Below are 12,118 nucleotides of genomic sequence, written 5' to 3' on the forward strand. Positions count from 1 at the left end.
ATCCACGTGCTCAGTCCGGCATCGCGTTATGGTCCCCTAGCGGTCTGGCTGGCCAGTCAACCCAGCGGTCCACACGGGTAAGTTCGTGCGCTTCGTTGAGCGGGTAACGGATACGGTTGTCGTCGCGCGGACGTTCGCCGATCACCATCAGCCTCACTTCATCCTTCGTATTGTTAATGAAGGTGTGGCAGATTCCGGTGCCAGCCGGAAACGCGACGGAATCGCCTTCAGCAATGGGATGCAGCACGCCGTCGATCCAGACGTCGGGCTTGCCCTCGAGCACGTACACAAACTCCTGCTCGGTTCTTTCGGCGTGCGGATATGACGTCCGCCGTCCGGGCAGAAGCCTCACGTGATGAATGCCTATACGTGTGATGCCGAGTGCTTCGGAAAGCGGCGTGTCCAGCGCCATTGGCTCGGTATCGCCGCGATACGAATGCGCATCCGGTTGTTCGAGTTCAGTCCAGTGTTTAATGAAATCCGGCCGGCTCATCGGCTGTTCTCCTTTAGGGCAAGTATCGATAATAGCGAGTCGGGAGCGGACGTCAGCCGTGACTCGCGATTGATCTCCGCGCATGGCCGCCCCGGCCGAAAAAGCAACGTTCATAACCGCGAATTGAACGGCAAATTCCCGGGTAGAACCGACATCTCAATGTCCGAGCACCGGTGCGGGTGAATGACGCTTCATGGCCGGTGTCTGCCTGACACGGTCGGCGCAACTCGGTTCCGTTATGGCCGAGCGTAAGTTGCGTAAAGAGGCGGCTTATCGAAGCGATGGCGAGCAGGTGAGCCGCCAGCCACGCGGTGTGCCGCAACATGCGATACTTTTTATCCCGCTATCCCTACCGTGTGGTGCAACTGCCGCGCGGCCCTCGTCAAAAGGAACGTCATGCCATCCGCTCACACTCCCTCGTCCGCACCCGTTTGGTTTATTACCGGCTGCTCGACCGGATTCGGCCGAGAGCTCGCACTCGCCGTCCTTGATAAAGGCTGGCGTGCTGTCGTGACAGCTCGTCAACCCAGCTCCCTGGCAGAATTTGACGAGCGCTACGGTGACCGTGCACTGGTACTCGAACTCGATGTAACCCAGCCCGGCCAGATCAAACACTCGGTTGAAAAAGCCCTGCAGCAATTCGCTCGTATTGACGTGTTGGTCAACAATGCCGGCTATGGCTACCTGAGCGCCATCGAGGAAGGCGACGATCAGGACGTGCGCGAAATGTTCGAGGTCAACTTCTTTGGCGTCGCTAATACCATCAAGGCCGTGTTACCCGCGATGCGAGAACAGCGCGCCGGGCACATCGTCAACATCACGTCCGTAGGCGGCCTGATCGGCAATCCGGGAAGCGGCTACTATGCCGCCAGCAAATTCGCGGTGGAAGGCCTGAGCGAAGCGTTGGCTGCCGAGACGGCCGATTTCGGGATCAAGGTTACGGCGGTTGAACCCGGGCCGTTCCGTACCGATTGGGCAGGACGTTCGCTGAAGCAGGCTAAAAAGCCGATCGAAGCCTACGAGGCGGGCGCCGGCAAGCGCCGCGCAACGATCTCGGCCGGTAGTGGCAAGCAGCCAGGCGACCCGGCGCGCGCGGCCCTGGCTATCATCGCCGCGGTGCAGTCGCCAACCCCTCCGGGCCATCTGATCTTGGGCAGCAACGGCCTGGAGCGTGTCAAAATCAAGTTGGACGCTCTACGCGCCGAGATCGCCGCATGGGAAGCCACGACCATAAGCGCCGATTTCCCTGGCTAAACAGATCCATGCGATAGATCCACACGATTGCCGGCTCGATTCCAGTTCGATCAGACCGCGGGATCGAGCGCCCGACGCCGGTCCATTTCTGCAGGCTGCCGATCAGAATCCTTAAGGGTAACTAACGACCCGCTATAGTCCCCTCGGCAAGGATGCTCCAATGTCTCAGGACGGGTTCAACAACGGCCGTTCGCTTCCGCGCGCGACGCAACATCGGACCCGTCAACAGGGGCGACCGGAATCTTGCCGATCATCAAAATGAGACCGGTTTGCGCGAGCATTCGATGCGCCTCGCGATAACGTGCACAGCCAGCGTAATCAAGAGACCGGTCGCACTGCCGGCCGCTACGTTGATCAGACGCTCGCTAGCGAAAATCCACGACTGCCCGGCAACCACGAATGCCATCGCGGCGCAGGCGCAACGCGTGCCGAATGCCATAACGTAGGGCCGAATACAGACGAGTGTCAGCAACGCAGCGAGAATAACCAGGTCTCGCACGAAATAGTCGTGGGGGACCAATAACCCGACGAAGATACCGGCCGGCACGCCTACGATGGCCCCCGCGATACGATTCCGGAACTTGACTCGGGCGCTCGCCGCACTGCCCGTCACCACGCTTGCCGCTGACCAGATCATCCATTGTCCGCGCTCGATATGCCTCCACTCCACGAGTGCTGCTGCGAGGCCTACGGCGAGTGCTATTGCGATCATCGCTTCGACGTACGGAACACGATCGCCACGCTCTGAACGCTTCGACCATTTCGCATAGTGCGCTAAATATGAAACCTCTGGACGGCGTTCGCGGTAGTGATTAATCGAGGAAATCAGCAGAACCGGCAAGAAAGCAGTCAATACGAAGGGAAGAAGCTCGAACCCGCGATGAATAAGTGCCGATTGCCTCACTCCTTCGGCGCTCTCGCAGGCGAGGTAAAGCACCGGAATGAACGTATAGCTACCGAGTGAGCGCAACTCGCTTCCCCGTGCGGTCACCAAAATCGACCCCATTGCCATTAGGGCAGTGGCTACGACAAACAGTGGTGGATACGCAAGCGAGGCCATCAATACCAGGAAGCCCGCTCCGATGGTTATCCCGTGGGAAATAACCCCGAGCGGAGCGAGATGCGAGCGATCCACTGCGATAGCGGTCGACACCGTCACCAGCGAAACGAGCAACCACTTTGTCTGACCGGAAACCAGCGCGAGGACGATTAACGGGAAAAGGGCCGTCAACGTGCGAACAAGCGCCTTGCTATCGATAGCAGCCCCAATGCGCGACACGGCCGATCCGACAACCTCGTAACGATTTGTTTGCGTCGGCGAAGCGTCGGTTATACGGTCAACTGATTGTTCGTCGTACCTTGATTTGGACATCCCGGAACTCCTGCACTGAATCTTCGTACTCTGCTGCTGCCCTCTCGCGTGTGCGGACAGGTCGATGTACAAATCCGCGAGTTGACTCGATCCGATCGGTCGTTCCAGGTGAAAGGCGTACCGACCGACGCACTTTCCGGCCTGTCTGCGGCTGCGCATTCGGGCCCTCATGCCCCTTCGTGGACCAGTGTCAGTCCGCGAGTGCCTGGATCACGTCCTCGGACTGACGCACCAGGCCGAGTCTCGGAAAAATGTAATTAACCGACGCGTGATGATGCTCAGCCGTGGCGCAACTCATCGCATCCTCGGCGAGCACGAGTGTGTAGCCAAGTTCATAGGCAGCTCGTGCCGTCGACTCCACACCGATATTCGTCGAAATTCCGCCGAGCACAATGGTCTTGATGCCACGGCGGCGCAATTGCAGATCGAGTTCCGTGCCGTGAAATGCGTTCCACTGCCGCTTCGTGATCTTGAGATCATGCTCGGCGGCTTCGAGCGCTTCGGGGAAGTTCCACCACGTCGACGGAAGTCCGCCGGCAGGAAGCGCCGCGGGCTGGTCGACGGGTTGCTTCAGCGCGTCGCCGAAATCGTCGCTCCAGCCTACGCGTACCAGCACGACTGGCGCACTGAGTTCCCGAAAGCGCTTCGCGAGCTTCGCTGAGGCCGTCAGCACGGACTCGGCGCTACGAGGGGCCTTCCCAAAACCAAGGATGCCCTGTTGGAGGTCGATCAGAACGAGTGCCGTAGTTTTGGAGTCAAGTTTCTGCAACATCTTTTGCCTTCCATTGAAGTTAGTGAGCCAAAGGTGTATTGTGAGGCTCGTCTCACATATCTATTTTATGAGCATGTCCTCACAAAAGTCAACCGCAACATTGCGTGCCGAAAGCGGGCAAGCGAAAGCCCCACAGCGTGCACGCGGTCACGCACGGGTCGCAGCGCTGCTCGAGGCAGCGGGTACCGAATTCGCAGACAAGGGATACGACGCAGCAACCATGACGGCGATTGCCTCCCGCGCGGGCGCATCGATTGGCTCGCTGTATCAATTTTTTCCCACCAAGGACCGGATCGCGGGTGCGTTGCTCGAAAGCTATCTGAACATACTCGCAGAGACGTTCCACAAGCTGCGCGAGGCTGCGCCGTCTCTGGACGTATCGCTGCTTGCGAGCCGGTTGACGAGAACGTTCGTGAAGTTCCGCGCGACCCATCCGGCGTTTGCGGTCCTGGTCGAGACCTACAGTTACGCTCTGCCGGGCACCATGAGCATCCGCGAAAGTCTGCGTAGAGAGATCGAATCCGTGCTGGCTGAAGTGGCGCCGCATCTGGCACCTGCAGAGATCGCCGTCCGTGCCGCCGTGATCCAGCAGATCATGAAGGCGGCCGTCGCAGTTAATGGCGATACCTCCATAGCCAGTCGTAAAGCTGTCATGGACGAACTGGAGGGCCTTATGCGTCATTACCTGCAGGACGCGATCCAACGTGCGAACCTGGATACCCTCACGTCTTCATAAGTCTCCAATGGCTGGGCAGGTACCATGGCGCTACTCGTCAGCTATCGACCGAATGCGCGACACCCAACGCCCCCATCAGCTTCAGCGCATTCCTCTGCCCCTGGTCCTCGTAGTTGGTATTAAAAATCACATGCGTCAATTCGACCGCTTTTGAAATCTCGATAATCTGGCTCGCGATTGAATCGAGTTCGTCGTTGTTGTACTCGTAGTTGAATCTCGACGACGATACAACCGCGCCTTTGATATTCCACGTGTCCTGATTGCGTCCATGCATGCGAATCAACGCCAGCCGCGGATTCGTTGTTTCCCAAACAGCAGGGATGCTGTTACTCGCCCCTTGCGGTTCATCCACCACCACATTCACCAGCCCGCGCTCACGCTCCATGGCCAGTGTGGAATCGCGGCGCTTTTCGTCGAACCAGGTCTGGTTGCGAAACTCGACCGCCATGGTGTAGCCGTCCATTGCGCTCATGACGTCCGCGCAGTGCTCGACATGCCGGATGCCGTGGGGATTGCAGATCACCCATGGCGCGAACTGGAAATGCACGGCGCCGAGCTTGCCGGCGGCACGAAGCGGCTCAACAGCTTCGAAATACCGGCACCATAATTCCTGCTGCAACTCGTCCGGCAGATCCTTGTAATACAGGCTCGTCTTGCCGTTCTGCGGCAGGTTCGGCTGGATGTCCGGCGGGAACGTGTCGCGTGCGGTCTGATGCCCCGTGAACAAGCGGAACGCCTTGATGTTGAACACGAATCCGGGCGGTGTCCGTTCAGCCCACAACACCGAATTCGCGGCGTTGGGCATGCCGTAATAACTGGAATCGACCTCCACCAAAGGGAACACGGACGCGTAATAACGCAAGCGCGCCTCCGCGCTCGAACAGCCGGGCGGATAAAAACGCTTGCACTTGATCAGCGTGGGATCCGTCCACGAAGCCGTGCCAACCAGGATGGTCACTGCGCATTCTCCCTACCATTTCCACACCATTCATTCGACATATTTTTCTCCCCGCTTACTTCCCCGCTTACTTCCCCGCTCTCCTCCCCGTCTTTTAAAAGGGGCAGTTCAGGCTCGATCAAATTCAAGGTAAAATACTGTACATCCATACAGTGAAATTTACCATGTCCGCCCTGCTCAAGAACGTCGAAGACATCCACCCCGCCTTGTGGCGCGGGTCGCAGCTCGCGCGCTCGCAGGGGCAGACGGTCGACACGGGTTATGCCGTGCTGTCGGCCGAACTGCCGGGCGGCGGCTGGCCCCTGGGAACGCTGATCGAGTTGCTGGTGCAGCAGCCGGGCGTGGGCGAAGTCAGGCTGTTACGCCCGGCGCTCGCCGCGGTGAGCAAGCGTCCTATTGCCTTTGTGCAACCGCCTCATAATCCAAATTCTCTCGCTTTTGCGTATCTGGGTGTGCCGCTCGAGAAGCTGCTCCAGGTGCGTGCATTGAAACTGGCTGACGCGTTGTGGTCAGCCGAGCAAATCCTCAAGACCGGCAGTTGCGGCGCCCTTGTCTTCTGGCAGCAATACGCGCGCACGGAGTCGCTGCGGCGCCTGCACATGGCCGCGCAATCCTCTGAAACGCTGTTCCTGATGGTGCGCCCGCTCGCGAGCGCGTCGGACTCGTCACCGGCCACGTTGAGGCTGTGCGTGCGGCCGGCCGGCGACGGTATTGCTGTCGACATCATCAAGCGCAAAGGGCCGATCCGCGCCGAAAGACTGTCCGTCACCCTGCAACCCTCTCCCGTTCTGCTGAGTCCCCATGCCCGTGTACGTCGGCATACATCTACCCCGGTTGTCGCTGGAAGTGTTCCGTCCACGCTGGTCGCGCCGGCCTGAACACGGCTGCGTGGTCCTGGACCGCGACACGGTCTCTATCGCAGACCCGGGGGCTCGCGAGGCCGGCGTGTGCGTGGGCATGAAACGCGGCGGCGTCCTCACGCTCTCGCCCGACACCCTCATGTTCGAGCGCGAACTGAGCCGGGAAAACGACTTGATGCGCGAGGTAGCTTTTTCGCTGATGAAATTCTCCCCCATGGTCGCGCTCTGCGATGAGGAAACCATCGTTATCGACGTCACGGCGAGCTTGCGGCTCTTCGGCGGCATCGTGCGGCTGTGCCATCAGATGCGGGACATTGTCGATGCCATCGGCGTGACAGCGCGTTTAAGTACAGCGCCGACTGGCCAGGGCGCGTGGCTGCTGGCCAAAAGCGCCCACAGCGCTCACCTCGGCAAGCGGCGCGTGCTGAAAATGGCGTCGCTCGAACGCAAGCTCGGGACGCTGCCGTTCCACGCCGCGCCGGAAGTGCGGGCGTTTGGAGACTGGTTCACGGGGCTGGGCTGCAAGACGCTGAACGACATCCGCCGCCTGCCGCGTGCGGGGCTTAAAAAACGCCGCGGCGTCGCGCTGCTGGATTCGCTCGACCACGCTTATGGACTCGCGCCCGAACTGTATGAATGGCTAGCCGTGCCGCCCGCGTTCAGCGCGCGCATCGAGTTGCCCGATCGCATTGAACATGCGGAAGCCATGTTGTTTTCCGCGCGCCGGCTGATCGTGCAACTGTGCGGCTGGCTGAGCACGCAGCAACTGGCGCTCACGCACGCCACGCTCACGCTGGAGCACGAGCGCGGCCGCGATGCCATTGACCCCACCGTTATCCAGATTGCGCTCGCCGAACCAACCTGGCACGAAGAACATTTGCTGCGCTTGTTCAAGGAGCGGCTTGGCCGCACGGAACTCGTGGCTCCGGTGATCGCAATGCGTCTGAGCGCGGCAAAAATACAGCCCGCCGAACCGCCTACCGAGACGCTTTTTCCCGAACCCGGCGGGTCGCCTGAAGACCATAACCGCTTGCTGGAATTGCTGGTTGCGCGGCTGGGTGCCGAGAACGTGTTGCGTGCGGCGCCTTCATCGGATTACCGGCCTGAGCAGGCGAACCGATGGATCTCCGTCACCGACACCACCCATCCTCAAAAGCTTGAAGCCGTGCCGTCCGATCTGCCGCGCCCGGCGTGGCTGCTTGAAGAGCCGTTGCAACTGATGATGAAAAGCCATCGGCCGTTCTATGGGTCGTCGCTGAAACTGGTGTCGCCGGCTGAGCGCATTGAGGCGGGATGGTTCGACGGCGGTTTGACAAGTCGCGATTATTTCGTCGCGCAAGCCAGCGATCAAAGTTGCTACTGGATTTATCGCGAGCGGCCCGGCAGTGCGGAGGCCGAAGATCCGCGCTGGTTTCTCCACGGTCTGTTTGGATGATGCGCCGTGGATACCACCTTCTCCATGCTGCCCGCGTATGCGGAGCTTTTCGCGTTTTCCAACTTCACGTTCCTTCACGGGGCATCGCGTGGAGAGGAGCTGGTCGCACGGGCGGCGCAACTCGCTTATGCCGGTCTGGCAATCACCGATGAATGCTCGCTCGCGGGTGTCGTACGCGCGCATGTGGAGGCGAAGAAACTGAATTTTCCGCTTGTGATTGGCTCGTATTTCAAGCTCGTCAACGCGGATCTTTCGCCGGCCTTCGGACTCATTTTGCTGGCGATGAACCGCAATGGTTACGGCAATCTGTCCGAGCTCATCACCATTGCCCGCATGCGGTCGAAAAAAGGCGCGTACCTGCTCACGCCGAACGATCTGGCACGGCCCGATAAAGAGTTTGCGCACTTGCGCGGCATGCCGGATTGCCTCGCGATCCTGGTGCCCGATTTCCCCGCGAAGCAGGCTGCGCTCGATGCCCAGATCGAATGGCTCGACACCACGTTTCCTCAACGCGCGTGGGTTGGGTTGACGCTGCACCAGCGCGCACTCGATGACATCCACCGGGGGATCGTCGAGCACGTGGCTGCGTTTCATAAGGTGCCCGTGGTGGCGACCGGAAACGTGGTGATGCACGTGCGGTCGCGCAAGCCGCTGCAGGACATCATGACGGCCATTCGCATTGGCAAGCCGGTATCGGAATGTGGTTACGATCTCGCTCCGAATGCCGAGCAGCATCTGCGTTCCAGGTTGCGGCTCGCGAATCTCTATCCGGAATACACGCTTGGCGAAACGCTCAATGTGCTCAAGCGCTGCACGTTTTCACTGGATGATCTGCGTTACGACTATCCGGACGAGATCGTGCCGGCAGGTTATACCCACGCCGCTTATTTGCGGCAGGAAACCTATATTGGCGCGCATCGGCGTTTTCCGCTCGGCATTCCGCACAAGGTGCAGGCACAGATAGAACATGAACTCGAGTTGATCGAGCATATGAAATACGAGGCGTATTTCCTGACCGTCTACGATCTCGTCCGCTTTGCCCGCGGCGAAAACATTCTTTGCCAGGGGCGTGGTTCCGCGGCGAACTCCGCCGTGTGTTATTGCCTTGGCGTAACCGAGGTGGACCCGGCGCGCGGCAACATGCTGTTCGAGCGGTTTATCAGCAAGGAGCGTGGCGAGCCGCCGGATATTGATGTCGACTTCGAGCATCAGCGGCGCGAGGAAGTCATCCAGTACATCTATCGTAAATATGGGCGTGATCGCACCGCGATTGCGGCGGCGGTGTCGACGTATCGGCCGCGCGGTGCATTGCGTGAAACGGGCAAGGCGCTTGGGGTCGATGCGCAGATTGTGGATCGCGTTGCGAAGTCGCATCAGTGGTTCGACAACGGTCATGACTTGCTGCAACGCTTCGCTGAATCCGGGCTTGATCCGGAGAATACGCTGATTCAGTCGTGGGCTTCGCTGGCCGCGCAATTGCTGAATTTTCCGCGGCATCTGTCGCAGCATTCCGGGGGGTTTGTGATCAGCCGGGAGAAACTGACGCGGCTGGTTCCTATCGAAAATGCGGCTATGGTGGATCGCAGCGTGATCCAGTGGGACAAGGACGATCTGGAAGCGCTGGGGCTTTTAAAAGTCGATGTACTCGCGCTCGGCATGCTCTCGGCCATTCGACGCACGCTCGATATTGTCTCGGAGAAACGCGGCGAGCGCCTCGAGATGCAGGACATTCCTCCCGACGATAAACCGACCTACGACATGATCTCGCAGGCGGACACTATCGGCGTGTTCCAGATTGAATCACGTGCGCAGATGTCGATGTTGCCGCGACTGCGGCCGCAGAAGTTTTACGATCTGGTGATCGAGGTCGCGATCGTGCGGCCGGGTCCGATTCAGGGTGGTGCTGTGCATCCTTATTTGCGGCGGCGTCAGGGCTTGGAGCCAGTGAGTTTTCCAAACGATGATCTGAAGGTCGCGCTCGATAGAACCTTGGGTGTGCCGATCTTTCAGGAACAGGTCATGCAGATTGCAATGATCGCCGCCGATTTCACTGCCGGCGAAGCCGACGAATTGCGCCGCGCGATGGCCGCCTGGAAACGCAAAGGCGGCCTGGAGAAATACTACGATCGCATTGTGAGTGGCATGACCAGGAACGGTTATAAAAAAGCCTTTGCCGACGCCATCTTCGAGCAGATCAAGGGCTTCGGTGAATATGGTTTTCCTGAAAGTCATGCGGCCAGTTTCGCGCTGCTTGTGTATGTCAGCAGTTGGTTGAAGCGACATGAACCGGCGGCGTTTCTCACGGCCATGCTGAACTCGCAACCGATGGGTTTCTACTCCCCCTCACAACTCGTGCAGGATGCGAAGCGCCATGGCGTAGTGGTGTTTCCCGCCGACCTGACAGTGAGTGGCTGGGATTCGGTGCTTGAGTATCCGGATGAACGCAGGGGCGATGACAGCAGGCCTGCTGTGCGGCTGGGGTTATCGCTGCTTCGCGGGATGCGTGATGGTGCGGCGGAGCGTATTGAAACGGCGCGGTGTGTGCGGCCGTTCGAGAGCGTGGGGGATCTTGCGCAACGGGCGCAGCTTGATCGGCATGATCTGCAGGCATTGGCTGCTGCCAATGCGTTGACTTCGCTCGCTGGTAACCGGAGGGAAGCGTTATGGCAGTCCGTGGCCGCAGTGCCCGACAAGGACATGCTCAACGACGCACGTGTGGAAGATGTCACGCCGCTGCTTGGCGCGCCTTCCGAGGCCGACGATATTGTCAGCGACTACAAGGCCACGGGTTTGTCACTCGGACGTCATCCACTTGAACTGCTGCGTCCGGCGTTGCTTGAGCAACGGTTGATGTCGGCTGCTACGTTGCGTAGTTACAGGAACGGGCGATTGGCGCGCGGTTGTGGACTCGTGACCGTGCGTCAGCGACCTGGTACCGCGAAGGGCGTGATGTTTGTCACGATTGAGGATGAGACTGGGAATGTTAACGTGATTGTATGGCCCAGTCTGCTGGAGAAGCAGCGCCGCGAGGCGCTTGGTTCGACGTTACTGGCCGTGTACGGTACGTGGCAATGCGAGGGGGAGGTTCAGCATCTTGTCGCGCAACGGCTGGTGGATATGTCGTATCTGCTAGGTGGATTGACGAGCGTGAGCCGGGACTTTCATTGACATTTTTTGATCTTGTTTGATTATCAGCACTCCATTTAAATTGTCTTAGCGCAAGCCGGGAACGTTCTTATTCAACGTCTTGCTTGAAACGAACTATATTAGAGGATGATCTATCCACAGAAGGAGTTCGAGTATGAAAATCCGCATGTATCACAGCACCGTTGCAGGCATCGCAATTGCAATGTTGTTACCCATTTCGGCCGCTCATGCGCAACTCGGCAATCTGCTGAAGGGAGGTGGAAGCTCTGATGGGTCATCGTCCAGCGGGCTCAGTAGCCTGGGTAATATGGGTGGGATGACCAGTGGGTTGACCGGGTCATCGCTGACATCAGGCAGTACAAGTAATGTCGCGGGTGTGCTGCAGTTCTGTATCAAGAACAACTATCTCAGTGGGAATGGGGCTTCGTCAGTTAAAGACTCGCTGATGAGCAAGCTGGGGGGAACGTCGGCTGCGTCGTCGGATAGTGGGTATACCGCTGGGGCGGCGGGGCTTTTGAAAAGTGGTGATGGGCAGCAGGTTGATTTGAGTGGGGGTGGGTTGAAGCAGCAAGTCACCAAGCAGGTTTGTGACAAGATTCTTTCGCAAGGGAAGTCGCTCGTGGGGGGGTGATGGTTGGTTTGTTTTTTGGTTTTTTGGTTTTTTGGCTTTTTGGTTTTTTGGCTTTTTGGTTTTTTGGCTTTTTGGCTTTTTGGTTTTTTGGTTTTTCTGCATGTGCTGGGCACGCTGGCGGACCGGGTACTCAAATCGGAAAACATTCTTCCGCGCATACTTCCTTTGCCTGATCGTCCTGTGCGCCAGAAGATACCAACGAGCGATTGAGGTTGAGCCCGGGGCATGACAACGACGTCGTCGAACCTGTCAGGAGAGAGGATGTTCCTGCACGTTTCATCGATGTCAGTGCTGACTGCTTTGCGACGCTGCTTTGTTCCGGCTGCTGCGGCCCTCTGGATGTCCGTCCATGACTACTGGGCGAGGGTCATAGCTGCGTTACACAGCTATGGACCTCGCCCACCACTGTTCCCATCCGCTACGGGCTTCGCTAACGAATGGGAACGCGGTTGCCGGACTT

The 12,118-nt window shown here is 58.9% G+C and carries 11 protein-coding genes; 7 read left to right on the forward strand and 4 right to left on the reverse strand.

What is annotated here, in order from left to right; translation table 11 throughout:
* Positions 1-10 precede the first annotated feature (10 nt).
* Entirely contained in the window at positions 11-493 is a 483-nt protein-coding gene (locus AWB69_RS11825; RefSeq protein ID WP_062085086.1) for a cupin domain-containing protein, read from the reverse strand.
* A 396-nt stretch (positions 494-889) separates the two neighbouring features.
* Between AWB69_RS11825 and AWB69_RS11830 the strand changes: the two genes are divergently transcribed.
* Entirely contained in the window at positions 890-1,747 is an 858-nt protein-coding gene (locus AWB69_RS11830; protein ID WP_062085087.1) for an oxidoreductase, read from the forward strand.
* 253 nt (positions 1,748-2,000) lie between these two features.
* Here AWB69_RS11830 and AWB69_RS11835 read toward each other — a convergent pair whose 3' ends face one another.
* A complete protein-coding gene (locus AWB69_RS11835; RefSeq protein WP_062085088.1) occupies positions 2,001-3,119 on the reverse strand; it encodes an FUSC family protein in 1,119 nt (372 codons plus the stop codon).
* Positions 3,120-3,309: 190 nt separating this feature from the next.
* On the reverse strand, positions 3,310-3,891 hold the full coding sequence (locus AWB69_RS11840) for a hydrolase (RefSeq protein ID WP_062085089.1): 582 nt from the start codon (positions 3,889-3,891) through the stop codon (positions 3,310-3,312).
* Positions 3,892-3,964: 73 nt separating this feature from the next.
* On the opposite strand from AWB69_RS11840, the gene AWB69_RS46880 reads away from it, so the two are divergent.
* A complete protein-coding gene (locus AWB69_RS46880; protein WP_082913356.1) occupies positions 3,965-4,627 on the forward strand; it encodes a TetR/AcrR family transcriptional regulator in 663 nt (220 codons plus the stop codon).
* Between the two features lie 37 nt (positions 4,628-4,664).
* Here AWB69_RS46880 and AWB69_RS11850 read toward each other — a convergent pair whose 3' ends face one another.
* Positions 4,665-5,585 (reverse strand): DUF72 domain-containing protein, encoded by a 921-nt coding sequence (locus AWB69_RS11850; RefSeq protein ID WP_062085090.1) that lies wholly within the window; start codon positions 5,583-5,585, stop codon positions 4,665-4,667.
* Between the two features lie 164 nt (positions 5,586-5,749).
* On the opposite strand from AWB69_RS11850, the gene imuA reads away from it, so the two are divergent.
* The 5 genes from imuA (at position 5,750) to AWB69_RS47615 (ending at position 11,831) form a co-directional block, all read left to right on the forward strand.
* Entirely contained in the window at positions 5,750-6,463 is a 714-nt protein-coding gene (gene imuA / locus AWB69_RS11855) for a translesion DNA synthesis-associated protein ImuA (protein ID WP_062085091.1), read from the forward strand.
* The gene (locus tag AWB69_RS11860) at positions 6,387-7,880 is read left to right on the forward strand and encodes a Y-family DNA polymerase (protein WP_062085092.1); all 1,494 of its coding nucleotides are present in this window, start codon (positions 6,387-6,389) and stop codon (positions 7,878-7,880) included. Before imuA ends, AWB69_RS11860 begins: the two co-directional genes overlap by 77 nt.
* 6 nt (positions 7,881-7,886) lie before the next feature.
* Complete coding sequence (locus tag AWB69_RS11865) at positions 7,887-11,048, forward strand: error-prone DNA polymerase (RefSeq protein ID WP_062085093.1); 3,162 nt, start codon at positions 7,887-7,889, stop codon at positions 11,046-11,048.
* 133 nt (positions 11,049-11,181) lie between these two features.
* On the forward strand, positions 11,182-11,658 hold the full coding sequence (locus AWB69_RS11870; RefSeq protein WP_062085094.1) for a DUF2501 domain-containing protein: 477 nt from the start codon (positions 11,182-11,184) through the stop codon (positions 11,656-11,658).
* A complete protein-coding gene (locus tag AWB69_RS47615) occupies positions 11,658-11,831 on the forward strand; it encodes a hypothetical protein (RefSeq protein WP_156528818.1) in 174 nt (57 codons plus the stop codon). Before AWB69_RS11870 ends, AWB69_RS47615 begins: the two co-directional genes overlap by 1 nt.
* The last annotated feature ends 287 nt before the right edge of the window (positions 11,832-12,118 follow it).

The organism is Caballeronia udeis (assembly GCF_001544555.2).
GTDB lineage: Bacteria > Pseudomonadota > Gammaproteobacteria > Burkholderiales > Burkholderiaceae > Caballeronia > Caballeronia udeis.